The sequence below is a fragment of the Amycolatopsis sp. genome, assembly GCF_036008905.1.
In the GTDB taxonomy this organism is placed as follows: domain Bacteria; phylum Actinomycetota; class Actinomycetes; order Mycobacteriales; family Pseudonocardiaceae; genus Amycolatopsis.
In genome coordinates, this window is record NZ_DASYMU010000186.1 from 27,339 (window position 1) to 51,509 (window position 24,171).

Here is a 24,171-nt window from a genome sequence, read left to right on the forward strand (position 1 = left end):
GTCTTCAGGCGATGTGGCGAGTGTGGCCGGACCAGAACGGGGTCCGGAGCGCGACCTTGTCCACCTTGCCGATCGGCGTGAGCGGCAGCGTGTCGACGAAGTCCACGCTGGACGGCACGAAATGCGGCCTGCCGAAGGCGGCCAGCGCGTACGCCTGGACGTCCGGCACGGTGAGCGCGTCCGGTGCGGACGGAACCACGAACGCGTGCACGAGTTCGCCGTCGGCGCCGGGAATCCCGATCACGGCCGCGGCTCGCACGAGTGGGTGAGTGGCGAGGGCGTTTTCGACCACGTTCGAGTACACCTTGGTGCCGTGTTCGCCGGTGATGATCACGTCGTTCGCCCGGTCCAGCAGGTACAGGTAGCCCTCGTCGTCGAAGCGCCCGATGTCGCCGGTGTGCAGCCAGCTGTCGCCCATCGGCGGCGCGCCGAGGTAACCGTCCATCATGGACAGTCCGCGGACGACGACCTCTCCGTCCTCGATCCGCGCTTCCATCCCGGGCACGATCCGCCCGACGGATTCCAGCCGTTCGGGCCGCCCGAGTAGTTCGTCGGCGGCGATGCTCGCGATCATCGGCGCTTCGGTGAGGCCATAACCCTGCCCGACGACCGGGCCGAAAGTGTCCAGCGCCTGCTGCAGCCGCCGCGCGGAAAGTGGGCTCGCGCCAAGGGAAAGTGACCGCATGCTCGACAGATCGGTCGTGGCCAGCGCGGGATGGTCGAGCACCGCGGCCAGGCGCGCCGGGGTCAGCGAGAGCGTGGTGATCCGGTGCGCGGCGATCGCCTCCAGCACCGCGCCCGCGTCGAATCCTTCGTGCAGTACCACGGAATCCCCGCGCAACATCGCGCCCAGCACCGTCGCGTTCCCGGTCATATGCGACATCGGCGCGACGAGAAGGGTCCTCAGCGGACCCGAAGGATCAGGCGTGAAGATATACGCCATGCCATCGTAGATCTCGCTGTGCTGGATCAGCTTCGGTACGCCGGTCGTCCCGCCCGTGGGGAAGATCAGGCGAACCGATCGCGGCAGCGTCGTCGACTCGGTTCGTTGTCCCGTAAGGAGATCCGGCAGCGAGAACACCCGATGTGCGGTCAGTTCGGCAGGTTCCGGGTCCACGACCAGCACGGTGACACCCGCGGCGGCGACAGCGGCCTTCCGGTCGGGCAGGCTCGACGAAGCCGCGACGAGCAGCACCGTCGCCCCGCGCAGCTGGGCGGCCAGCTGCACGAGGATCGTCTCCGGCCGGTTCCCGCCCACGATCGCGACGACGTCGTCCGGCGTGACGTCCAACGCGAAGTGCAGGCGCCGCAACAGATCCAGCGCTTCGCCGTACGTCGTGTCGACGCCGTCGCGGTGGAACAGGATCGCGTCCCCGCGCTCGGCGAGCGAGCCGAGCACCCGCGTCAGGAAGAAACTTTGCTCCACCGCATGACCTTCTCGCCGGTCGGCGCGAGTTCGAGCGCCGCGCCGAGGAACTGGAACCCGCATTTCTGCGCGACAGCCGCCGACGCCGTGTTCGTCTCTTCGTACTTGTAGCCGATTTCGACGAGCCCGAGCGCGCCGAAACCCCAGCGCACCGCGGCACTCAGCGCCTTCGCCGCGGCACCGCGTCCCCGCGCCTTCGCGTGCACCCACACCGCCGCGTCGGCCGTGCCGTGCTCCAGATCGAGGTCCTTGAGGCCGACCTCGCCGAGCAGATCACCGGTGGTGGGCTCGGCGATGGCCCAGGAGCACCGCTCGTCGCCTGCCCACTGGGCCGCCCGCAGCGCGACGTACTCCGTGGCCTCGTCGATGTTCCGCAGCCGGTAGTTCAGGACGTAGCGCCGATGTTTGGGATCGGCGAACCCCTCGATCAGCGCCGGCCTGTCGTCCATGAGCCTGTCCGCGCGCAACTGGCGCAGGTAGTACTCGCCCGTGTTGATCTCCACCGCATCCACGTGACGGACCTTAACTATCGGTTTCGCGCAGCACTCGGACGGTGTTCGCCCCGGCGAGTTTCGCGCAGTCGGCCTCGCTCCAGCCGCGCTCCAGCAGTGCCGCGAACAGCACGGGGTAGCCCGAAACGTCCTCCAAGCCCTGTGGCAGCTCGCCGACGCCGTCGTAGTCGCCACCCAGTCCGATGTGGTCGATCCCGGCGACCTCACGGGCGTGCTCGATATGCGCGACCACGTCGTCGACGCCCGCTTTCGGCTTCACCGGGCCGTTCCAGCCCTCGGCGAACTTCGAGCGCAGGTCCAGTTGCCGGTAATCCTCGCCCGCGGCTTCCATGGCGGCCTTCAGTTCCAGGTCCCAGGCCGCGACGGCGGGGGAGACGAACGCGGGCACGAAGGTCACCATCGCGACACCGCCGTTGCCCGGCAGCATCGCGAGGACGTCGTCGGGGATGTTGCGCGGGTGGTCGTTGACCGCGAGGCACGACGAGTGGCTGAAGATGACCGGCGAGGTGCTGACGCTCAGCGCGTCGCGCATGGTGCTCGGCGCGACATGCGAAAGGTCGACCAGCATGCCGATCTCGTTCATCTCGCGGACGATCTCGCGGCCGAACTCGGTGAGCCCGCCGTGCACGGGTTCGTCGGTCGCGGAGTCGGCCCACGGGGTGTTGTAGTTGTGCGTCAGCGTCATGTACCGGACGCCGAGGCGGCGCAGGATCCGAAGCACGCCAAGGGATTCCGCGATACTGTGGCCACCCTCGGCGCCGAGCAGCGACGCGATGCGCCCACTGCGGAACGCGGCTTCGGCCTCATCGGCCGTGGTCGCCAGCGCGAGCTTGTCCGGGTAGCGCTCGATGAGCTGGTGCACGACCTCGATCTGTTCGAGCACCGCCGTCACCGCGCTGTGCCCTTCGTAGGTGCACGGCACGTAGACCGACCAGAACTGCAGGCTGAGCCGTCCGGCCCGCAGCTTGGGGAAATCGGTGTGCAGGCCAGGCTGCGAGACGATGAGATCTGTCCCCGCGACCGCCTTGACCGGGTTCGGGCCGGACCGGTTCCGAAGTTCCCACGGCAGGTCGTTGTGCCCGTCCGCGAGGATCACCGAATCCAGCATGGCCGTCGCGCGCGCGAGTTCACCGGAAGTCATGGTCCAACCCTACTTCTCGCGTTCAGCGACGCTGGGTCAGGAAGAAGAACGCGATGACGGCGGCCGCGATCAGCGCCACGATCCAGTTGCGGGTGAGGAGAAGCACACCGAACGCGGTGGCCGCGGCTATCGGCGCCGCGCTGATGTTCATCCAGCGCACCGGCTTGCCGCCGCGCTGCTGCGGTTCGCTGACCGTGCGGGCGATCAGCACACTCGGCTGGGGCGAGGGAAGGTCGTCGAACAGCGGTTCCAGCTCGCGGACGGTCTTCGCGGCGTTGACCTTCGCCGATCGCGAGCCGTAGTCGTCGATGTCCAGTCGCCCGGTGCGGACGTGCTCCGCCAGCACCTCCAGGGCGTCCTCGCGTTCAGCGTCGCTGATGCGCATTTTCGCTCGGTCGCTCACGCCATGATCCTACGGTGCTCAATCGGTTATGCCCCTACGACGATCACGGCGTTCATCCCTGTCACGGTGCCGGTCGTGACCACGGCCGTCGCGGCCGTGTTCCCACTCCTGTCCCCACAGCCCGCGGCCGATCGCGGTGACGGCCACCGGCAGCAGGAACCACAGCCAGATGTGCCCGGCCGCGAAGAACAGCACGATCCCGGCGGCCCAGGCCACCGGGACGGCCGCCGCGGTGAGCCGTTGCGCCAGCGGCCGATCCGCCCACGTCGTGATCACGTCACGCTTGGCAACAGGCTCGACTGCCGTGGCCGCGGCGGGCTGGGCGGGAGCGTCGTCGAGCTTCGGGTGGGGCTCCGGCAGATCCTCGAAGACGTTGGCGAGGTCGGCGCGGGTCTTCGCCGTGGTGACCTCGGCCGACCTGTCGCCGTACTCCTCGAGGTCGATTCGCCCGACGCTCATGTGTTCGCCGAGCGCTTGCAGCGCGGCCTCGCGGTCGAGGTCGCTGATGCGGAGGTTCTGCGAAGGGTCTGTACTCACCCCACCGATGTTAGAACTGTTTTCACCCGCCCGTCTCCCACCGCCACCCTCAACGGAGACGCTTCGCGCCGCAAATTCTAATCTTTCAGTTCCAGAAGCACCGAACCTTGGGTGACGGCTGCGCCGACTTCCACCGAAAGTCCGGTCACCGTGCCCGCTTTATGTGCCGTGACCGGGTTTTCCATCTTCATCGCTTCGAGGACGAGGATCAGCTCGCCGGCTTCGACCTGCTGGCCTTCCTCGACGGCGACCTTGACGATGGTGCCCTGCATCGGCGCGGCCACCGCGTCCCCGCTGACCGCGGCTTTCGTGCCACCGGCGCGCTTGCGCGGCTTGGCCTTGACCGCGCTGTTGCTGCCGCCTTCGAGCGCGAAGTTGCCCGGCAACGAGACCTCGAGACGACGTCCGCCGACCTCGACGACGACGTTCTGCCGCGGCTGTTCGTCCTCGGCGTCGGGCGCGTCCGGCGCGACGAACGGCGGGATCTGGTTGTCGAACTCGGTCTCGATCCAGCGCGTGTGCACGCTGAACCCGTTCTCGTCGCCGATGAACGCCGGGTCGTCTACGATCGCGCGGTGGAACGGCAGCACGGTCGCCATGCCCTCGGCGACGATCTCGGCCAGCGCGCGGCGGCTGCGCTCGAGCGCGTTCTGCCGGTCGGAACCGGTGACGATCAGCTTGCCCAGCATGGAGTCGAACTGGCCGCCGATCACCGTGCCGGACTCGACACCGGAGTCGACACGCACCCCCGGGCCCGACGGCGCGACGAACTTCGTCACCGTGCCGGGTGCGGGCAGGAAACCGCGTCCCGCGTCCTCGCCGTTGATACGGAATTCGATGGAGTGACCGCGTGGCTCCGGGTCCTCGGTGAAGCGCAGCTTCTCGCCCTCGGCGATGCGGAACATCTCACGCACGAGGTCGATCCCGGCGGTTTCTTCCGACACCGGGTGCTCGACCTGGAGCCGGGTGTTGACCTCCAGGAACGAGATCGTCCCGTCGACCGCGACCAGGTACTCGACCGTGCCGGCGCCGAAGTAGCCCGCTTCGCTGCAGATCGCCTTGGCGGACTTGTGGATCGTGGCGCGCTGTTCGTCGGTCAGGAACGGCGCCGGGGCCTCTTCGACGAGCTTCTGGTGGCGGCGCTGCAACGAGCAGTCACGCGTGCCGACGACGATCACGTTGCCGTGCTGGTCGGCCAGTACCTGCGCTTCGACGTGACGCGGCTTGTCGAGGTAGCGCTCGACGAAGCACTCGCCGCGGCCGAACGCGGAAATCGCCTCCCGGGTCGCCGACTCGAACAGCTCGGGGATCTCCTCGATGGTGCGCGCCACCTTCAGCCCGCGGCCACCACCGCCGAACGCGGCCTTGATGGCCACCGGCAGGCCGTGCTCCTTGGCGAACGCGACGATCTCGTCGGCCGTCTCGACCGGGTCTTTCGTGCCGGGCACCAGCGGCGCGCCCGCCCGCAGCGCGATATGGCGCGCGGTGACCTTGTCGCCGAGGTCGCGGATCGCCTGCGGCGACGGGCCGATCCAGGTGAGCCCGGCGTCGATCACGGCCTGCGCGAAGTCCGCGTTCTCGGACAGGAAGCCGTAACCCGGGTGCACCGAATCGGCGCCGGACCGCTTGGCGGCGTCGAGCAGCTTGTCGAAGACGAGGTAGCTCTCGGCGGCCGTGGTGCCGCCCAGCGCGAACGCTTCGTCGGCGAGCCGGACGTGCGGAGCGTCACGGTCGGGATCGGCGTACACGGCGACGCTGGCCAGGCCGGCGTCCTTCGCCGCCCTGATCACCCGGACGGCGATCTCGCCGCGGTTCGCGACGAGGACCTTGGTCACCGGTCCGCCTATCTTCGCGCTGGCCTGCTCGGGCACGCCGTACCTCCTGAGTCGTCGACACCTGCGACCGGCCGGCGGCGAACCCCCAGCGGCCCGGTCAGCAGTTTAATGATGGATCGCCGGAGTGGGAGTGAGAGACGGACCACCCGAACGATCCGTTATACGAGCGCCCCGGTGTGCTGGAGGCCCCGGGGAAGTGGGCTGTCGAGCACGATGACGTCGTAGGGACGGGCCGCGTGGAGCTTCGGCAGGTGCTTGGTGGAGACCAGGACCCAGGGCTGGTTCTTGCCGCAGCAGTCCGTCAACTGGGCAAGCGAAGAGAAGGCGACCAAGGCCACTTTGCCGTCGTCGGTGTTGCGCAGTTCGATCGACGCCGCTGTGTCGTCTGCCTGGGTGAATCCCCCGGTCGGCAGGTACAGGGCGGAGGGAAGGTTCGGATTCGTCACTGGAACAACATAGACGTGCACGCTCAGCTAGATCGCTTACAGTCTCGGTTATGCAGAACTCCGGAGCGCGGGCGCCACGCTCTGTGCTGGTCACCGTGCTGGTCGCCGCGGTGGTGACGGCCGGCGTGTTGATCGCCGTCGTCGTGCTGCGCGCGCAGACCGAGGTGACCGTGGCCGAAGCACCCGGTCCCAACCAGGTGGCGGGACCCGCGATGGCGCCGAACTGTGGCCAGTCGGCGTGCGTGCAGCTCGCCGCGACGACGGCGGGCGGCACGGAGCTGGCCCTGCTGGCCGCGCCGGACGGCACCTCGGGCCGCGTGCGGTTCGGCCCCGAGACCGCGAACACCTCGATCGAGACGACGATCTCGGCGATCGGCGCGCGGCTGGGGCCGGACTCCCTGCGCTGCCGCGAAGGCGTGGTCGTCGCCTGTCTGGTCCGCGGAACCGGCGACGGCGGCGTGGTGGGGGAGGTGCTGTCCTTCCGCGGCGGCGGCTGGGAAGCCACGGAGAAGCCGTACTTCTCCGACGCCGGCAACATTTCGCTGTCCGACGCCGTCGGCGACAACTCGGCGGAGGTGATCGTCGTGCGGCACGAATGCCCCGGCAAGCTCCCCGGCTCGTCGAGCTGCGCGGCGGCGCCGGTGCTGGCGGCGGTGTTCGACCTCGACGGCACCCAGCTGGGCTGCACCAGGAAGTACACGTCACCGTCGCAGCTACGGGGCTGGCCGGACATCAAACTCGTCAAAGCCGACGTCCGCACCTGCCCCTGAATCCGGCCCTGAAGCGGCATCAAGGGAGCTTTACTACCGCGAGACGGCAGTAAAGCTCCCTTGATCCCGCCGTCAGGTGGAGGTCGGCTCGTCCCGAGTGGAACGCGTGTTCCCGGCGAGGAAACCGGTGATCCGTTCGTCCATGTCCCGTAGTCGTGGATGTTGGCCGTGCTGCTGAGCGCGGTGCTGTAGCGCCTTCACCCGGTCGACAGTGCGGTTCGACGACAGTTCGCCGATCGCGGTCAGCGCCTTGGCCGTGGTGGTTTCGGCCGCTTCGAATTCGCCGAGTTCGAGCTGCGCGGCCGCGATGTGGACCTGTGTCTTGGCGCGAGCCGTGATCCGGTGGGCAGGGAGCGAATCGGCGGCGCGTTCGAGCAGCGCCAATCCCTGCTGAGGACGGCCGGTGTCGCGCATGCACTGGCCGATGTCGGCGAGAAGATCGGGATCACCGTAGAAGCCGAACCAGTCCGGTTCGGCTCCGCCCGGCCGGTCGAACGCGCGCTGAGCGTTGTCCACCGCGTCGGCGGCACCCCGCGCATCGCCGAGCAGCGCCAGGCTGCGTGCCTCTATCGCGTACAGCCACGCTCCGAACGCGGGAGTCGCCGAGCCGTTCGCCACCTGGAGTGCGGACCTGGCGCGCGCCGTCGCCTGCTGGCCGTGGTGCTGGGTGGTCTTCCGGTCGCCCGCGGCGTTGCCGACGTCGATCGTCACCCGGCTCATTTCGGACAGCACATTGGCGGCGAAGAGATTGTCGCCTGCCTGCTTCGAGAGATTGAGAGCTTGGGCGTAGTAGCGCTGGCCAAGGGCATGGCGCCCACTGTCCACACTGGTCAGTCCGGCGAGCCAGGTGGCCTGGGCGAGCGCACGGGACAGTGCACGGCCCACTCGCTCTCCGTAGCTGCCGTCCCGCAGAGCCTGAGTCTGCTGGTGCACGAAATGCACGATCTGCGGCCGCACCACACCGCCGCCGAAACGCCGCTGAAGCAGCTCGAACCGGCGGACTATGTCCAGGACGACTTCGACATCTGCTGCGCCGATGCGCTGACCTGCGATTTTGGTGGCCGAAGCCTCCGGGGGGCATCGTCACCGCCAACCATGCGGGCTCGGCAAAAGCAGCCGCGGTAAAGGCGGAACCGAGTAGGAAGTTCCGCCGCTTGATATCTCGTCCCGACAGCTCAGCCACAGTGGCGATCGTGCCATCAATCGTCGTCGCGCACCCAAAGCCGTTGAACGTGTCGTTCGAAAGATCTCGATCCGCGAACCCGCACTCGGTGACGCCGACCTCGCGGTTCAGGTGACGTGACAGCACCCTGGCGACCAATTTCGGCACCGGCCACCGAGGCTGGCTGCCGTCGAGCATCCGCTTCGCCGAGGTCGTGTTCGTGCCGACATGGATCCCCACCTCGGCACCGGCCGCCGCCACCGCCCGCGCCAGTGCCGCGTTGCTCAGCCCCGCTTCGTCCAGCAGCGCGTGCAACGCGGGATTCCCGCCGACAATCGGCTCCTCGCGACCCACCCCGTCACCTCCCTCAGCGCCAGTGGCTTGCTCGCTGTAGCCGATCGTGACGCATTGCTCATCACCCTGTGAAGGTTCGCGAGCGAAGTGGGACTCAAGTGGGACCCGGTCGCCAAGCGGTGCGAAGTGTCGTCCAAGACTGACTGCCAGGCCTTTGAACTGTGCGTTTCCCTGGTAGAGACGGATCTTCGTCCAGGCGGCGAGAGGCCCAGAGCTCATGAACGCCCGCATCCTGATCCACCTCGACGTCGTCCACCCGGTCACCCACGGCCGGTGGCACCGCGTCGCGTATTTACGCCGCCTGCCGCATCCCGGCGAAGTGATCACGATGATGTGCGGCGAGTCGGCCCCCGCCGAGTTCGTCGCCGCCTGGCCGATGGATGAACCCGCCCTCACGACGTGCTGGGGCTGCGATCTCGCCTACCGGAGGGCCATCGGTATCCCGGTGCTCCCGAACCATCCAGCCCTCGCACACCCCTGAAGCGGCATCAAGGGAGCTTTACTACCGCGAGACGGCAGTAAAGCTCCCTTGATCCCCTCCTTTAGGGCTTAGGCGGGGGCGCCGGCCTTCTCGGGCTCGGCGGGCTTCGCCTCGGGTGCGGGTTCCGGGGTGGTGGCGTCCGGCACGGGGAGCGTGTTCGGCGCGTTGAGCACGTCGTCGTCGAGCAGGCCTTCGCTGCGTGCGACGATCACCGGGACCACGATCTGACCAGCGACGTTCGTGGCGGTGCGCATCATATCCATGATCGGGTTGACCGAGTAGATCAGCGCGATGCCGAGCGCCACCTGGGCCGGGTCGAGCCCGACGAGTGACGTCGTGAGGGTCAGCGCGGTCAGCCAGCCGGTGGTGCCCGCGGTGGCCAGCGCGCCGAGCACGGCGACGACCACGATCAGGACGTACTGGCCGACGTTCAGCGAGACCCCGGCGATGTTCGCGATGAAGATCGTGCCGATGGCCGGGAACACCGCGGCGCAACCGTCCATTTTGGTCGCACTGCCCAGCGGCGCGGCGAAGGCGGCGTAGCCCGGGTTGACGCCCAGGTTCACCGCGGACTGCCGGGTGAGCGGCAGCGTCGCGGCCGAAGACTGCGAAGCGAACGCGAACTGGATCGCGGTGCCCGCCTTGGCGAAGAACTTCAGCGGGCTGACCTTCGCGACGAACTGCAGCAGGATCGGGTAGACCACGAAGAGCACCAGCAGGCAGCCGACGTACACCGCGAGGGTGGCCGAAAGCAGCGGCCGGAACAGCGAGTCGCCGTAGTTCGCCACCGCGGCGCCGATCAGGCCCAGGATGCCGAGCGGGGCGAGCCGGACGATCCAGCCGAGGTAGCGCTGGATGATCTCGAAGGCGCTGGCCGTGAAGTCGACGAACGGCTTCGCCTTGTCACCGAGGCTGTAGGCGGCGGCCCCGATGATCACCGCGAGGAAGAGCACCTGCAGCGTCGCGCCTTCGGAGAACGCGGAGAAGAAGTTCTGCGGGATCAGGCCCTCGATGAACGCGTCCCACGAGCCCCAGCTGCTGACGCTTTTCGTTGCCTTGTCGGCGTTTTTGGCGGTGGCCGCGACCCCCGCGGCGAGTCCGCCGTTGCCGGGGTTGAACAGCAGCCCGACCACGATGCCGATGATCGAGGCGATGAACGAGGTGATCGCGAACCACAGCAGCGTCTTGCCGCCGAGCCTCGCGGCCGTCTTGCCGCCGCCGAGCTTCCGGAGGCTCGTGATGCCGACGATGATCGCGGTGAAGACCAGCGGGATGACCGCGATCTGCAGCAGCGTGGTGAAAATCGAGCCGATCTGGTCGAGGGTGTCGGTCAACCAGGTGGCTTCCGCCGTTCGGGCGATGACTCCGAGTAGTGCGCCGAGAACCAGCGCGCCGAGCACGGCCGCTGCGAAGACCCTCGGCTTGTTGTAGGTCCGTACGAAAGACACAGGGCTTCTCCGGTGGGTGAAATTTTCCTGCCTTGCCGGGTACTGGCAACGCTCAGCAAGGGAGGACTCTTCCAAATCACCCGTCCGTGTGGGGCGGCTCTCAGGATGTGGAACGGCGCCAAAGATCGACGACGCTGACGCCGACGTCGGCGAGCAGCCGCCTCGTCAGCGGCAGGCTGATGCCGATGACGCTCGACGGGTCGCCGTCGATGCCTTCGACAAACCAGCCGCCCAAGCCGTCTAAAGTGAAGGAACCGGCCACGGCCAGCGGCTCGCCGGTGGCGATGTACGCGTCGATCTCGGCCGGGGTCGGATCGGCGAACCGGACGACGGTGGTCTGGCTGCCCGACGTCTCTTTGGACCGCACGCCGCCGTCGACACGGATGATCGCGTGTCCGGTGAGAAGTTCACCGGTTCGGCCCGCCATGTCGGCCCAGCGCGCCCTGGCGATTTCCGGGGTGCCCGGTTTGCCCAGCATCTCGCCGCCGATCGAGAGCATCGAGTCGCAGCCGACGATGACGGCGTCGGTGTGGATCCCGGCGACGTTGTCGAGAACGGCTTCGGCCTTCGCCAGCGCCAGGGCTGTGACCAGCTCGGACGGGCTCGGATCGGTCAGTCCGGCGGCGACGGCGTCCTCGTCCACGCCGGAGACGACGACGCTCGGATCGATGCCCGCGGCGCGAAGGATGCCGAGGCGGGCGGGGGACGCGGAGGCTAAGACGAAGTGCACCGGATGGACGTTAGCGGACAGTGACCGTTGCCGAATTGTGACCCAGGGCACTTCCTGGGAGAGCTAGTTTGTTGTGGCGCGCAACATATCTAGATCGTTTATAGATCACTTACGGAGGAACCAATGACGCCTCGCCTCCGCGTCCGAAGAGCCCTGCTGACGACGCAAACCGTGGTCCTTTCCTGCGCGCTGCTGGCCGGTACCGCACTCGCCCCGATGGCTTCCGCAGCACCGGCGCCCGTCTACAAGAATCCGCACGCTTCGGTCTCCGCCAGGGTCAACGACCTGCTCGGCAGGATGAGCCTCGACGACAAGATCGGCCAGATGACCCAGGCCGAGCGGCAAGCGGCGACGCCCGCGCAGGCCGCACAGGCCAAGCTCGGCTCGATCCTTTCCGGCGGCGGCTCGGTGCCGACGCCCAATACGCCCGAATCCTGGGCGAACATGTACGACGCCTACCAGAAGGCCGCGATCGCCACCCCGCTCGGCATTCCGAGCATCTACGGCGTCGACGCGGTGCACGGGCACAACAACGTCTACGGCGCCACGGTCTTCCCGCACAACATCGGGCTGGGCGCCGCGAACGATCCCGAGCTGGTCCAGAAGATCGGCAAGGCCACCGCGGAAGAGGTCTCCGCCACCGGCATCGACCAGGCCTTCGGGCCTTGCCTGTGTGTCGCGCGGGATGACCGCTGGGGCCGGACCTACGAGTCGTACGGCGAAGTCCCGCAGAACGCGGTCGCCAACGCCACCATCATCAACGGCTTGCAGGGCCGCTCGCTCAGCGCGCCCGGCTCGGTGATGGCCACCGCCAAGCACTACATCGGCGACGGCGGCACGACCACCGGCACCGACCAGGGCAACACCGAGATCAGCGAATGGGAACTGCGCGCGATCCACCTGCCGCCGTTCCGCGAGGCCGTCAAACGCGGCGTCGGTTCGGTGATGGTCAGCTTCAACAGCTGGAACGGCGTCAAGGACCACGGCAACAAGTACCTGATCACCGATCTGCTCAAGGGTGAACTGGGCTTCTCCGGCATCGTGATCTCCGACTGGGACGGCATCAACCAGATCGACGGCCAGACCGGTTTCACCGCCGCCGAGGTCTCCCAGTCGGTCAACGCGGGCATCGACCTCTTCATGGTCCCGTACGACTACCTCAAGTTCATCACCCTGCTGCGCGGCGAGGTCGACGCGGGCAACGTCCCGTTGTCGCGGATCGACGACGCCAACCGGCGGATCCTCACCAAGAAGTTCGAGCTCGGCTTGTTCGAGCGCCCGCTGACCGACCGTTCCTACCTGAAGACGGTCGGTAGCCCGCAGCATCGCGACCTCGCCCGCCAGGCGGTGCGGGAATCGCAGGTACTGCTGAAGAACGACGGCGTGCTTCCGCTGGCCAAGAAGAACAACAAGATCTTCGTGGCCGGCAAGAACGCCGACGACATCGGTAATCAGTCCGGTGGCTGGACGCTCACCTGGCAGGGGCAGAGTGGCGCGGTAATTCCGGGCACCACCATCCTCGACGGCATCAAGTCCGAAGCCGGGAAGGGCTCGACGGTGACCTATGACCGTGCGGGTAACGGAATCGATTCCAGCTACAAGGTCGCGGTCGCGGTGGTCGGTGAAAAGCCGTACGCCGAAGGCGCCGGAGACCGTCCGACAGATCTCAAGCTCGACGCCGAAGACCTCGCCACCATCGCCAAGCTGAAGGCGACCGGCGTGCCGGTGGTCGTGGTGCTGGTGTCGGGCCGCGTGCTGGACGTCGCGAGCGAACTTCCGGGCTGGAAGGGACTTGTCGCGGCCTGGCTGCCGGGCAGCGAGGGCGCCGGCGTCGCCGACGTGCTCTTCGGTGACTACAAGCCGACCGGCAAGCTCTCCTTCACCTGGCCGACCAGCATCGCCCAGGAGCCGATCAACCCAGGGGACGGCAAGAAACCCTTGTACCCCTACGGCTACGGCCTCACCTACCGCCGCTAGCCCGGGGCTATGAACGGACCTTTCCTCGCCCCCGACGCGAGGAAAGGTCCGTTCATAGCGTTTTTCACGCCGCGGCGGGCTCCGGAGAGCGGGCCGGGTAGTGGCGCGGGGCGGTGGGCTTCATCGCCGCGGCGGCGAAGATGCCGAGCACCAGTACCACGATCGGCAGGATCAACGTCGTCTTCACCGCGTCGGTGAGTCCACTGTGGACGACCTGCTCGGCGAGCTGCTGGGCCTTCGCGGCGACGTCCGCCGGAAGTCCGGACGGCGCGGGCCCGGCCGTGTTCCCGCCGAACTCGCTCGTCGAGGACGCGGCGCGGCCGATCCCTTCGAGGAACGGCGCCCGGTACTGCTCCGGCAGTCCTGCGGCGGCTTTGCCCGCCTCATCGGTGATCGACGCGGTGATCCTGGCCTGCAGCAGCACGCCGATGGCCGCGGCACCGAGCACGCCGCCGACTTGCCTGGCGGTGTTGAAGATGCCCGACGCGGTGCCGGCGAGCCGTGGCTCGACCGAGCCCATGGTCACGTTGCTCATCGGCGAGAAGATGCAGCCGATGCCGATGCCGCACAGGAGCAGCGCCGGGATCAGCGCCCACGAACTGGTCGTCGGCCCGGCCTGTAGCGCGATGACGCCGAGACCCGCCGCGAGCGAGGCGAGGCCGCCCATCACCAGGTACTTGCCGTTGACCTTGTCGGAGAGGTTCCCGATGAACGGTGCGACGATGCCCGCCAGCAGCGACATCGGCGCGGTCAGCAGCCCGGCCAGCGTGGGCGTCAGGCCGATCACGGACTGGATGTAGATCACCAGCGGGATGAACATGCCGGTCATCGCGAACCCGACCGTGGTGGCGGTGAGCGTGCCGGCGGAGAAGTTGCGGTTCTTGAAGATCTGCAACGGAAGCAGCGGCTCGGAGCGGTTGTAGCGCTGCCACACCACGAACCCGACGAGGAACAGCACGCCGGCGCCGATGATCTCGAACACCGTGATCGGGCCGGTCACCGTGCCCCAGTCGTACTGCTGTCCATTTTGGACACCGAAGACGACCAGGAAGAGCCCGAGGCTCGACAGGACGATGCCGAGGACGTCGAACGAGTGCGAGTGCTTCGGCTGCCAGTTCGGCACCAGGATCACGGTCAGCACGATCGCGATGACGCCGATCGGCACGTTGACGAAGAAGATCCACTCCCAGCCCAGGTGCTGCACGAGCACGCCGCCCAGCAGTGGTCCGGTGATCGTGGCCAGCCCAGCGATCCCGCCCCACATGCCCATCGCGGGGCCGCGCTTGGCGGGCGGGAAGAGATGCGTGATGAACGCGAGGGTCTGCGGGGTCATCAGCGCCGCGCCGATGCCCTGGAACGCGCGCGCCACGATCAGCATCTCGACCGTGCCGGACAGGCCGCACCACAGCGAAGCCGCGGTGAACACGACGAGTCCGGCGAGGAACACCTGCTTGGGCCCGAACCGGTCACCGAGCCGCGAGGTGAACAGCATCGGCACCGCGTAGGTCAGCAGGTAGACGCTGATCACCCAGACGATCGAGTTCAGCCCGGCGTCCAGCTCTCTCAGCATCGCGGGGATCGCGATGGACACGATGGTCGTGTCCAGCAGGATCATGAAGAAACCCAGGCACAGCGCGGAAAGCGCGGCCCACGGGTTCGGTTGCTTGGTCATTGTTCGTCTTCCTTCGAGACAGGTTTCCCCAGTGTGTGTGCGGTCGCGGCCGCCGTTGGCCCGGCCTTCATGAACCCAATCGCACCGGATTCCAGTTCTTCCAACAGCTTCTTGGTCCACTCGAGCTCGAAAGCCCGGCGTGCGGTGGAGTAGCGCCAGTCCAGCCAGTAGATCTCCGGCAGTTCCATTTCGCTCAGCTTGGCGACCACGGCCTGGTCCGATGCGACCGTCGTCTCGAGCCGGAAGATGCGGTGCCGCAACTGTTCCTTCGCCATGTCCGGACCGAGTTCGTCGAGCACGGCCAGCCCGCTCAGGTACTCGGGGTACTCCTCGGCGGGGGTGGCGAGCATGCCCTGCGCCCGCGCGACGAACGCGTCGCGCCCCTCCTCGGTCATCCCGTACACCGTGCGTTCCGGCCGCCGCCCGTCGCGCTGGGTGTCGACGATCTCGATGAAACCGTTGTCCAGCAGGCGTTCGACCGTGTGATAGAGCGACCCGGCCTTGACCTTGACCCGCGTGTCGACGTGGCGCTCCCGCATCAGCTGTGACATCTCGTACGGGTGCATCGGCTGCTCGTGCAGCAGCTCCAGCACAGCGATGGCGAGCGTGGTCAGCTTCGCGGCGGCCATGATCAGTTACTCCTCGTGGATAAGTCCGTTCCGGTTATTCCACGCGGACTATACGACCAGGAGCAATCACCTGTCCAGCGAGACCCCAGCCACCGCGCGAACTAGCGGAAGTCGGTGGGGAGGGACTCGACGGGGAGGTGGGTGGCCTGGAGGGCGGGGGCGTGGGTGGTGAGGGGGAGGGAGGCCGTCGGCAGGAGGACGGAGGTGCCCGCGAGGCTGACAGTGAGTTTCGGTGGGCGCGCGGGGGCGACGATGGCGCTGCTGTCGGTGCCCGCGATGACCAGCGCGAGCCGGTGCCCGGCGGGGATGACGCGGTCGGTGGTCGAGAGCCGGAAGGTGATCGAGTACGCGGTCCCGGCTTGCAAGGCCCGGGGCTGGCTCAGCGAGGCGTAGTTCGCCAGGTCCGTCCAGCCGCGGCTGATGATCTGCGCGTCGACGTTCTGGCTGGTCGCGGCGGCGTCGAGGTAACAGGCGTCGTCGCCGGTCCGGTTCTCGCCCCAGCACGACTCGGTCGTCAGGGTGCGGATGCCTTCACCGCTGCGGATGGTCGCCGGGCCGTAGTCGACGAGGTACGCCGAGAGGTGCGCGGTGGTCGTCGACGGCGTGACCTTCGCGGTGACGCGGCCGGTCCCCGAAAGGCGCAGGTCCGAGGTCAGCGCGCCGGTACTGAACAGCACGCGGGACGTCGACGTCTCCGACGGGCGCGTGATCCAGTTCGACGGCGAGCCGCTGCCGCTGTCGGTGAAGGCCGTGGTCTGCGTGCCCGGGGTCGTCGACAGCGAGCCGACGCCGGCGACGCTGCCCGCGTTCGGGTACAGCCGGGTGCCCGTCGGCGCGGTGCCCGGCCAGACCTGGTCGTCGACCCACACGTCCGGCCGGCGCTCGATCGACGCCTGCGGCTCGTTTTCGATCCCGTTCGGCACGTCCAGCAGCCACCGGTCGAACCACCGGTGCAGCGTGTCGACCCACTCCGCGCGCCGGAAGTCGAACGGGTCGACGTGCGCGGTCTGGGAAAGCCAGATCTTCCGCGGCACGTTCGCCGCGTTCAGCGCGGTCCACCACTGGCCGTAGTTGACGGTCTTGACGTTGAGGTCGGCCTGGCCGTGCACGACGAACACGCTCGCCTTGACGTTGCTCGCGTTGCGCGTGAAGTCGTGCTCTGTCCACAGTGGAGTGACATCACCGTTGGACGGCGTGCCCGCGGTCAGCTCGCTCTGCACCGTGCCGCATTTGCTCCGCGCGGTGCTGTTTTCCTGGCTGTTGGCCAGGTTCGCGAGGGTGCCGTTGGTGAGCGAGACGCCGTCGGAGCGGTAGTAGTCGTACCAGGAGCTGATCGCGGCGATCGGCACGATCGTGCGCAGGCCGTCCACGCCGGTGGCCGCGACGCCGTTCGCGATGGTGCCGTCCCAGGACTTGCCGATCATCCCGGTGGCGCCGGTCGCCCAGTTCGCGGTGACCGCGGAACCGCCGGACAGCGCCGAAAACCCGGGCGCGCGGCCGTTCAGCCAGTCGATCACCGCTTTGCCGGACGCGATGTCACCGGGCCCTCCGGCGTCGAGACAACCCCGCGAGCGGGAGGTTCCGGTGACGTCCACGAGCACCACCGCGTACCCGCGCGGCACGAAGTAGTTGTCGTAGAACAGCGGAAACCGCACCGGTTTGCCCGCCGCGTCATAGGTTTTCAACTCGGCTTCGTTGCCGCGCCCCAGGGTTTGGTAGTAGGGGCTGGCGTCCATGATCACCGGAACCCGCTGCCCGCGCGCCGCCGGTTCCGACGGCCGGACGATGTCGGCGGCGACGCGGTCGTTCACGCCGTCCCGATCACGGTCGAGCCCGGTTTCGACCCAGACGGTCTCCCTGATCGCGTCTGCGGACGAAAACACCGGCTGCGACACCCCGTCGCGAAGCTCGAACGGCGGCGGGGCCGCGACAGCGGGCGTGCCGCCCAGCAGAAGCAACCCCGCGGCGAGGAGAACCGGAAAACCTAGACGCCTCAAGGAGAACTCCCGTCCGTCGCGATGCGCATCACGTTAGACGTTCACGAACTCCTCCCGGCACGGCCGAAAGTCTGGAGCTCTACCGGGGCAGCGCCGATGCCCGCCAAGCACCCTCGCCGGGACGCAACGGCTGCCGGACGCCTAGTCCCTTGTCGCCCCACCAAGACCGCCGAGGCGGCTTCGGCTCCGCGGCGGGGGCCGAAGCCGCGACGGCGATGACCGCGGTCAACGCGGCCAGTTCGGCGTCGTCGGGGTTGCCACGCACGACACGCAGCAGCGGACGTTTCTGCTCAGTCATACGCACCTCACAGCGGGATGTTGCCGTGCTTCTTGGGCGGCAGGGTTTCGCGCTTGTCCCGCAGCAGGGTCAGCGCGCGGGCGATGTGACCGCGGGTGTGGGCGGGCACGATCACCGAGTCGAGGTATCCACGCTCGGCGGCCGCGTACGGGTTGAGCAGGGTGTCCTCGTACTCCTGGATCAGCTCGGCGCGCAACGCGTCGACGTCCTTGCCCTCTTCGGCGGCCTTCGAGAGCGTCTTGCGGTGCACGATGTTCGCCGCGCCCTGGGCACCCATGACCGCGACCTGGGCCGTCGGCCACGCCAGGTTGAGGTCCGCGCCGAGGTGCTTCGAGCCCATGACGTCGTACGCACCGCCGTAGGCCTTGCGCGTGATGACCGTGATCAGCGGGACGGTCGCTTCGGCGTAGGCGTAGATCAGCTTCGCGCCGCGTCGGATGATGCCGTTCCACTCCTGGTCGGTGCCCGGCAGGAAGCCCGGCACGTCCACGAAGGTCAGCACCGGCACGTTGAACGCGTCGCAGGTCCGCACGAACCGCGCGGCCTTCTCGGAGGCGTCGATGTCCAGGCAGCCCGCGAACTGCGTCGGCTGGTTCGCCACGACGCCGACGCTCTGACCGTTCACCCGGCCGAAGCCGACGAGGATGTTCGGCGCGAACAGCTGGTGCACCTCGAGGAACTCGCCGTCGTCGACGACCCGCGTGATCACCTCGCGCATGTCGTACGGCGTGTTCGGCGAGTCGGGGATGAGCGTGTCGAGTTCGCGGTCGGACTCCGACACGTCCTCGAAGAAACCACTTGGCGGCTCGGTGGTTTCGAACACCGGCGCCTCGGACAGGTTGTTGCTGGGCAGGTACGCGAGCAGTTCCTTGACGTAGGCGATCGCGTCTTCGTCGTCGGAGCCGAGGTAGTGCGCGACCCCGGACTTCGTGTTGTGCGTGCGCCCGCCGCCGAGCTCCTCGAATGTGACGTCTTCACCGGTGACGGTCTTGACCACGTCCGGGCCGGTGATGAACATCTGCGAGGTCTTGTCGACCATCACCACGAAGTCGGTCAGCGCCGGCGAATACACATGCCCGCCGGCGTTCGCGCCCATGATCAGCGAGATCTGCGGGACGACCCCGGAGGCCTTGACGTTGCGCGTGAAGATCTCGCCGTAGAGCCCGAGCGAGACGACACCCTCTTGGATGCGCGCGCCGCCGCCTTCGTTGATGCCGATGATCGGGCGGCCGGTCTTGATCGCGAGGTCCATCACCTTGACGATCTTCTCGCCGTAGACCTCGCCGAGCGACCCGCCGAACACGGTGACGTCCTGGCTGAACACACAGACGCCGCGGCCGTCGACGGTCCCGTAGCCGGTGACCACGCCGTCGCCGTACGGCCGGTTCTTCTCCTGGCCGAACGCCGTCGAGCGGTGTTTGGCCAGTTCGTCGAGCTCCACGAACGAACCGGCGTCCAGTAGCAGGTCGATGCGCTCGCGGGCGGTTTTCTTGCCCTTCGCGTGCTGCTTCTCGACCGCGCGCGCGGAGCCCGCGTTCACCGCTTCGTCGTAGCGGCGATACAGGTCGGCGAGCTTGCCGGCGGTGGTGTGGATGTCCGGTTCTTCCTCGGGGGGAGTCCCCATCGACTCCGTCGCGCTGCTCATGGCACGGCAGCTTAACGACTGTTCACCTTTTTTGCGGGTGTGGCGTAGCCAACGTCACGGCTCGTTTCTACTTTCCGGTAATAAGGCAATACGCTCGATGGTGTGACGATCTTGGACTCGCCGATCCGTCGGCTCGACGTCGTGGACCTGCCGGAATGCCTGGATCTCGCGGTCAGCCGCGACTGGGCCCGTGCCGAGCGGCAGTGGCGGATGTTGTTCGAGGTCGGCGAGGCGTACGGCATCGAGGATCCCTCTGGCGGGCTCGCCGCTTGCGGGATCTTGACGAACCTGGGTGACGGGCTCGCGGCCATCTCGATGGTCGTGGTCGCCGAGCGGTTCGGGCGGCAGGGGCTCGGGCAGCGGATCATGCGGCACACGATCGAGCGGGCCGGGCAGCGCACGGTGTTGCTGCACGCCAGCACCCTCGGGCGGCCGATGTACGAGAAGCTCGGCTTCCGGCACGTCAGCTCCGCGACCAACTTCTTCGGGTACTTTGACGCGGCCGCGCCGCTCACGACCAAGCAGGTCGACGACTCGCCGGGGCTCCGACGCCTCGATGCCGAGGTCACCGGGTCCGAGCGCGGCGCGCTGCTCGACGTCCTGCTGCGCGAGGCCGAGCAGGTGCGGATCGTCGAAACCGGCGGGAAGGTCACCGGCTACGCGACGGGCACCCGCCACGAGAACCTGACCCATATCGGCCCGGTGATCGCCGCCGACGAGCCGAGCGCGCGGGCGCTGATCGCCGACATCGCCGCGGCCGTCGAGGGTCCGGTCCGCATCGAAATCGACACCCGCAACCCGGATCTGCTGGAGTGGGCCGAAAAAGGCGGGCTCGCGCCCGGGGTGGTCGCGCCCTGCATGGTGTTCGGCGACCGCGAGCTGCCCGGCGATGTCGCCCGCCGCTACGCCCCGGTGCTGCGCGCGCTGGGGTGAATACGCTGGCCCTCATGGGTATCTCACTGAGTGACGCCGTCCGGGAGCTCGTCGACGGAAAGAACTACGCCACGCTCGCCACGATCAACGCCGACGGGAGTCCGCAGACCTCCGCGATGTGGGTCGGCCGTGATGGCGACGACCTGCTGTTCTCGACGATCGCGGGGCGCCTCAAGGACCGCAACATCCGGCGGGACCCCCGCGTCAGCGTGACGATCATGCAGCGCGAGAACCCGGAGAACTACACGGAGATCCGCGGCACCGCGACGATCACCGAAGAGGGCGGCCTGAAACTCGACAACGACCTGTCGTGGAAGTACGACGGCAAGGACGCGGGGGAGGACGCCCCGGGCGCGGTCCGCGTGGTCGTGCGGGTCGAGCCGGCGAAGGTCACCGGGCACATCAAGTAACGGGCTTCCCGGCGATCGCCAGGCCGCTTTCGTAGGCGACGATCACCAGCTGAGCCCGATCACGCGAGTTCAGCTTCGCCAGCAGGTGCCCGACGTGGGTTTTCACCGTGGCCAGGCTGAGGTGCAGATGCGCGGCGATCTCGGTGTTGGACAGCCCGCGCGCGACGAGCCCGAGCACCTCACGCTCACGTTCGGTGACCCCGCCGAGCGCACGGGCCGGCGTCGTCGCGGGTTCCGGCCGGCGGGAGAACTCGGCGATCAGCCGCCGCGTCACCGAAGGCGCGAGCAGGCCGTCGCCGTCGGCGATCACCTTGATCGCGGTGAGCAGCTCGGTGGGCGGGGTGTCCTTGAGCAGGAAACCACTGGCACCGCCTCGAAGCGCGGAGAAGACGTACGCGTCGAGGTCGAACGTGGTCAGGATGAGCACGCGGACGCCCGCCGTTTCGGGCGCGCCGCAGATCCGTTTGGTCGCCTCGATGCCGTCCATCTCCGGCATCCGCACGTCCATGAGCACGACGTCCGGCAGTTCCCGCGTCGCGAACTCGACCGCTTCGACGCCGTTCGCCGCCTCGCCGATCACCTGGAGTCCCGGCGCGCTGTCCACCAGCACGCGGAAACTGCCGCGCAGCAACGCCTGGTCGTCGGCGACGAGCACGCGGATCATGAAGCCACCTCGTAGGGCAGCCGGGCGAAGACGCGGAAGCCGCTTTCCGGGCGGGGCGCGGCCGAGAAGTCGCCGCCGTAGACCAGTACGCGTTCCCTCATCCCGATCAGGCCGTGGCCCGGCGTACCGAACAGCACGGGCTCGCCGTGGCCGTCGTCGACGACCTCGATGCGCACCTCCTGGCCGTCCGCCACCACCTTCACCCGGCACTTCGCCGACGGCGCGTGCTTGACGACGTTGGTCAGCGCCTCCTGCACGATCCGGTACACCGACAACCCCACCCCCTCGGGAAGATCGTCCACACCGCGCACCTCGATGTCCACGGGGATTCCGGCCATCGCCGCGCGATCGGCGAGTTCGCGGATGTCCGTGGCCGTCGGCGCGGGGACGAGTTCGGTGACGTCGTCGCTTCCGGAGCGCAGCACGCCGAGCATGCGCCGCATCTCGACGAGCGCGTCGCGGCTGGTGGCCTCGATGACCCTCAGCGCATCGCGGGCTTCTTCGGGCTGCTCGACGGCGACGTGGTTGCCGACGGCCGCTTTGACCGCGATGAGGCTCATGCCGTGCGCCACCACATCATGCATTTCGCGGGCGATCCGCAGCCGTTCTTCGGCGACGGCTTGCTGCGCGTAACCCTCGACAGCGCGTTCGGCGAAGACGCGGCGCTCGAAGCTCGATCGGCCCAAGGTCCACATCACCACGAGCGCCGCGGTGGCGAAGGCGATCGACCCCAGCGACGCCAGGCTCGGGGTGAGAACGTTCGTCAGTACGGCCGTGGCGAGGCCGATGCCCAGTGCCAGCAAGGAGTTCCGCCGCGTTTCGTTCGCCGAAAGCACGTACAGCGGGAACGCGATCACCAACGGCATGAGCGCCAGAACCGGGCCGCCGAACGGCACGGCCAGGAACGAGAGCGCCAGGCCGAGCCCGAAGGCGACCCGCGGCCACACCCGCCGGAGGATGATCGGCACGGCCACCGCCAGTGCCAGCACCCACGCCAGCGAGTGCGGCATCCCGGACGGAGTCTCCCAGCCGCCCGCCGCGAGATTGCCGCCGGTCGCCAGCAGGATCGCCGCCGCGGCCACGACGTCGAACATGATGAGCCAAGGGCGTTTCAGCCGACCGGCGGCGAACAGCGAATGTGTTTCGGACACCGTCTGACCGTAGCGGCGCGCGGGGGGTCGGCGCGTCGGTCCGGCGACCGTCATCCTCTGGACTGATACCGCTTTTCGAGTTCCTTCACGCGCTCGGCGGGCCACAGGCGCACTTGGCCGTGGGTCACGGCGAAGAACAGTTCGAGCTGGACCTGCCACACCGCGAGCGCGGTCGGGACGCGTTCGACGTCCGGCAGGGTCTGTGTGAGTTCGACGCGCGTGCCTTCGGCCGGGTCGTGCGAGATCTCCCAGCGCACCCGCCCGTTCGGGGTGTTTCCTTGCAGCCACTCGTATTCGAGGACTCGCGGCGCTTCGGTCTCGGTGACTTCGCCCGGCGTGAAATGGACGTTTGTCGTGTTCTCTTCGGTCAGCAGTGCCCAGATCTCTTCGACGGACTTCCACATCACATCCCGCCGGAACCGCACCAGGTACCCGTCCGGCCGATCGAGGACCTCGCCTTCGCCGAGGCCGAATTCCTCGACGTAGCGCTCGATTGGGCTGAGCCAGTCCGTCGGCGGCTCGAACGGCCGGTCGTCGAGCCGTGCTTCCAGCGAATCGAGGCAGACGCCCCAGCCGGTCGCGGTACGCCCGGCGGTCAGCTTCGCGATGACAGGTTCGCCGCGGCCGAAGGTATGCGTGAACACCAGCCGCGAGCCGTCGCCGTCGGGGAAGAGTTCCAGGCGCAGCACGTCACTGTTCCAGGTGAAGGCGAAGACGTTCGGTTCGTCGTACTCGAGGATTTCGCCTTCGTCGGTCGTACCTTCCATGCTGAAGTGGATGGTGGCGCCGGGTTTCAGCTCGGCTTCGACCGTGGCGGGGAACCAGTGCGCGAGTTCCTGGGGATCACTGATCGCGGGCCAGACCTTGGACGGCGGGTGCTTCAGCCTTCGCTCCAGTCGCACGGCCGGTCGGCCTTCGACGGTCTGCAGGGTCGCGCGCTGCTCGTCCACGATGCTTCTCCTCGTTAGTGCCGTGAGAGCAATATATCCAGTGAGGCATATACGGTGTCAAGCGCTGCGGACCGCGGTCACCGCCTCGGCGAGTTCTTGCATGCGCAGCTCGCCTTCTTTGGCTGCGGCGAGCTTGCTGAGCGCGCGGTATTCGGACGGCCGAGTCCGTGCCGCCGGTGCAGTGCTTTGGTGAGTTCCTGCTCGACGCGGGCGTGCAGTGTCAGTACCCGGCTCCAGGCCAGTTCGTCGGCGGTCATCGGCGGTGCGCGGAGTATTTGGGGATGCGGTGGGTTGAGGTTGTGGTTGGCCTCTGGCTTGTACGGCTTAAAGCTGGCGGTTGGGTCGTGAGGTGCGGCTAGAAGCCTGTGTTTGTTGGCAGGCGCGCGATCAGGTTTGCGTGACCAGGGCGTGGCATGGGCAGGTCGCTTGCGATCGTGCCGGGGGCGCCCTGCTCCCGCAAACCTGGCCTTCGGCGAGCGCGCGCGGGTGAAGACTTCCGGCCGTGGCCGGCCGTAAGTCGTGGTGACCGGCTTTACGGACTAAAGACCCGCATGGCTGGGTTTTGTGGGTGGGGTCGTGAGTGGCAACGAGTGTTCTAAC

General features: G+C 68.0%; 24 protein-coding genes. 6 read left to right on the forward strand and 18 right to left on the reverse strand.

Annotation, left to right across the window (positions count from 1 at the left end; translation table 11 throughout):
• Positions 1 to 4 precede the first annotated feature (4 nt).
• The 7 genes from VGP60_RS30950 to VGP60_RS30980 form a co-directional block, all read right to left on the reverse strand.
• Entirely contained in the window at positions 5 to 1,426 is a 1,422-nt protein-coding gene (locus tag VGP60_RS30950; RefSeq protein ID WP_327551679.1) for an AMP-binding protein, read from the reverse strand.
• Positions 1,405 to 1,938, reverse strand: coding sequence for a GNAT family N-acetyltransferase (locus VGP60_RS30955; RefSeq protein WP_327551680.1), 534 nt, complete (start codon positions 1,936 to 1,938; stop codon positions 1,405 to 1,407). Before VGP60_RS30955 ends, VGP60_RS30950 begins: the two co-directional genes overlap by 22 nt.
• Before the next feature lie 10 nt (positions 1,939 to 1,948).
• On the reverse strand, positions 1,949 to 3,079 hold the full coding sequence (locus VGP60_RS30960) for a dipeptidase (RefSeq protein ID WP_327551681.1): 1,131 nt from the start codon (positions 3,077 to 3,079) through the stop codon (positions 1,949 to 1,951).
• A 22-nt stretch (positions 3,080 to 3,101) separates the two neighbouring features.
• Positions 3,102 to 3,464, reverse strand: coding sequence for a DUF1707 domain-containing protein (locus VGP60_RS30965; RefSeq protein WP_327551704.1), 363 nt, complete (start codon positions 3,462 to 3,464; stop codon positions 3,102 to 3,104).
• 36 nt (positions 3,465 to 3,500) lie between these two features.
• The gene (locus tag VGP60_RS30970) at positions 3,501 to 4,019 is read right to left on the reverse strand and encodes a DUF1707 domain-containing protein (protein ID WP_327551682.1); all 519 of its coding nucleotides are present in this window, start codon (positions 4,017 to 4,019) and stop codon (positions 3,501 to 3,503) included.
• Between the two features lie 77 nt (positions 4,020 to 4,096).
• The gene (locus VGP60_RS30975; RefSeq protein WP_327551683.1) at positions 4,097 to 5,890 is read right to left on the reverse strand and encodes an acetyl/propionyl/methylcrotonyl-CoA carboxylase subunit alpha; all 1,794 of its coding nucleotides are present in this window, start codon (positions 5,888 to 5,890) and stop codon (positions 4,097 to 4,099) included.
• A 122-nt stretch (positions 5,891 to 6,012) separates the two neighbouring features.
• Positions 6,013 to 6,300, reverse strand: a complete 288-nt coding sequence (locus tag VGP60_RS30980) for an SAV_915 family protein (RefSeq protein ID WP_327551684.1) — start codon at positions 6,298 to 6,300, stop codon at positions 6,013 to 6,015.
• 50 nt (positions 6,301 to 6,350) lie between these two features.
• On the opposite strand from VGP60_RS30980, the gene VGP60_RS30985 reads away from it, so the two are divergent.
• Complete coding sequence (locus tag VGP60_RS30985) at positions 6,351 to 7,070, forward strand: hypothetical protein (RefSeq protein WP_327551685.1); 720 nt, start codon at positions 6,351 to 6,353, stop codon at positions 7,068 to 7,070.
• 72 nt (positions 7,071 to 7,142) lie between these two features.
• Here VGP60_RS30985 and VGP60_RS30990 read toward each other — a convergent pair whose 3' ends face one another.
• Positions 7,143 to 8,003, reverse strand: coding sequence for a hypothetical protein (locus VGP60_RS30990; protein WP_327551686.1), 861 nt, complete (start codon positions 8,001 to 8,003; stop codon positions 7,143 to 7,145).
• A 3-nt stretch (positions 8,004 to 8,006) separates the two neighbouring features.
• On the opposite strand from VGP60_RS30990, the gene VGP60_RS30995 reads away from it, so the two are divergent.
• Together VGP60_RS30995 and VGP60_RS31000 are read left to right on the forward strand one after the other, a co-directional pair.
• Positions 8,007 to 8,195, forward strand: a complete 189-nt coding sequence (locus tag VGP60_RS30995; protein ID WP_327551687.1) for a hypothetical protein — start codon at positions 8,007 to 8,009, stop codon at positions 8,193 to 8,195.
• A 608-nt stretch (positions 8,196 to 8,803) separates the two neighbouring features.
• Entirely contained in the window at positions 8,804 to 9,067 is a 264-nt protein-coding gene (locus VGP60_RS31000) for a hypothetical protein (RefSeq protein ID WP_327551688.1), read from the forward strand.
• Between the two features lie 68 nt (positions 9,068 to 9,135).
• Here VGP60_RS31000 and VGP60_RS31005 read toward each other — a convergent pair whose 3' ends face one another.
• Both VGP60_RS31005 and VGP60_RS31010 read right to left on the reverse strand, forming a co-directional pair.
• The gene (locus VGP60_RS31005; protein ID WP_327551689.1) at positions 9,136 to 10,515 is read right to left on the reverse strand and encodes a dicarboxylate/amino acid:cation symporter; all 1,380 of its coding nucleotides are present in this window, start codon (positions 10,513 to 10,515) and stop codon (positions 9,136 to 9,138) included.
• Positions 10,516 to 10,615: 100 nt separating this feature from the next.
• The gene (locus tag VGP60_RS31010) at positions 10,616 to 11,245 is read right to left on the reverse strand and encodes a nucleoside triphosphate pyrophosphatase (protein ID WP_327551690.1); all 630 of its coding nucleotides are present in this window, start codon (positions 11,243 to 11,245) and stop codon (positions 10,616 to 10,618) included.
• Between the two features lie 216 nt (positions 11,246 to 11,461).
• Here VGP60_RS31010 and VGP60_RS31015 point away from each other — a divergent pair, with 216 nt between their 5' ends.
• The gene (locus VGP60_RS31015) at positions 11,462 to 13,222 is read left to right on the forward strand and encodes a glycoside hydrolase family 3 protein (protein ID WP_414640431.1); all 1,761 of its coding nucleotides are present in this window, start codon (positions 11,462 to 11,464) and stop codon (positions 13,220 to 13,222) included.
• A 64-nt stretch (positions 13,223 to 13,286) separates the two neighbouring features.
• On the opposite strand, the gene VGP60_RS31020 is transcribed toward VGP60_RS31015, so the two are convergent.
• The 5 genes from VGP60_RS31020 to VGP60_RS31040 form a co-directional block, all read right to left on the reverse strand.
• Positions 13,287 to 14,894, reverse strand: coding sequence for a DHA2 family efflux MFS transporter permease subunit (locus VGP60_RS31020; RefSeq protein WP_327551692.1), 1,608 nt, complete (start codon positions 14,892 to 14,894; stop codon positions 13,287 to 13,289).
• Complete coding sequence (locus VGP60_RS31025; protein WP_327551693.1) at positions 14,891 to 15,523, reverse strand: PadR family transcriptional regulator; 633 nt, start codon at positions 15,521 to 15,523, stop codon at positions 14,891 to 14,893. Before VGP60_RS31025 ends, VGP60_RS31020 begins: the two co-directional genes overlap by 4 nt.
• Positions 15,524 to 15,624: 101 nt before the next feature.
• Positions 15,625 to 17,520 carry a Xaa-Pro dipeptidyl-peptidase gene (locus tag VGP60_RS31030; RefSeq protein ID WP_327551694.1) on the reverse strand — a complete coding sequence of 632 codons (1,896 nt, stop codon included), beginning with the start codon at positions 17,518 to 17,520 and terminating at the stop codon, positions 15,625 to 15,627.
• Positions 17,521 to 17,599: 79 nt separating this feature from the next.
• Positions 17,600 to 17,818 carry an acyl-CoA carboxylase subunit epsilon gene (locus tag VGP60_RS31035; RefSeq protein WP_327551695.1) on the reverse strand — a complete coding sequence of 73 codons (219 nt, stop codon included), beginning with the start codon at positions 17,816 to 17,818 and terminating at the stop codon, positions 17,600 to 17,602.
• Between the two features lie 7 nt (positions 17,819 to 17,825).
• Positions 17,826 to 19,463 (reverse strand): acyl-CoA carboxylase subunit beta, encoded by a 1,638-nt coding sequence (locus tag VGP60_RS31040; protein WP_327551696.1) that lies wholly within the window; start codon positions 19,461 to 19,463, stop codon positions 17,826 to 17,828.
• A 102-nt stretch (positions 19,464 to 19,565) separates the two neighbouring features.
• On the opposite strand from VGP60_RS31040, the gene VGP60_RS31045 reads away from it, so the two are divergent.
• Positions 19,566 to 20,396 carry a GNAT family N-acetyltransferase gene (locus VGP60_RS31045; protein ID WP_327551697.1) on the forward strand — a complete coding sequence of 277 codons (831 nt, stop codon included), beginning with the start codon at positions 19,566 to 19,568 and terminating at the stop codon, positions 20,394 to 20,396.
• 14 nt (positions 20,397 to 20,410) lie between these two features.
• Complete coding sequence (locus tag VGP60_RS31050; RefSeq protein WP_327551698.1) at positions 20,411 to 20,806, forward strand: PPOX class F420-dependent oxidoreductase; 396 nt, start codon at positions 20,411 to 20,413, stop codon at positions 20,804 to 20,806.
• Here VGP60_RS31050 and VGP60_RS31055 read toward each other — a convergent pair.
• Genes VGP60_RS31055 through VGP60_RS31065 form a run of 3 tightly spaced genes read right to left on the reverse strand, consistent with a single transcriptional unit; the run spans position 20,799 to position 23,571 of the window.
• Positions 20,799 to 21,470: a response regulator transcription factor gene (locus tag VGP60_RS31055; RefSeq protein WP_327551699.1), complete on the reverse strand. Its 672-nt coding sequence runs from the start codon at positions 21,468 to 21,470 to the stop codon at positions 20,799 to 20,801. The two genes, VGP60_RS31050 and VGP60_RS31055, sit on opposite strands and share 8 nt — an antisense overlap.
• Positions 21,467 to 22,621 carry a sensor histidine kinase gene (locus tag VGP60_RS31060; protein WP_327551700.1) on the reverse strand — a complete coding sequence of 385 codons (1,155 nt, stop codon included), beginning with the start codon at positions 22,619 to 22,621 and terminating at the stop codon, positions 21,467 to 21,469. Before VGP60_RS31060 ends, VGP60_RS31055 begins: the two co-directional genes overlap by 4 nt.
• A gap of 50 nt (positions 22,622 to 22,671) precedes the next feature.
• Positions 22,672 to 23,571, reverse strand: a complete 900-nt coding sequence (locus VGP60_RS31065) for an SRPBCC family protein (protein WP_327551701.1) — start codon at positions 23,569 to 23,571, stop codon at positions 22,672 to 22,674.
• Between the last annotated feature and the right edge of the window lie 600 nt (positions 23,572 to 24,171).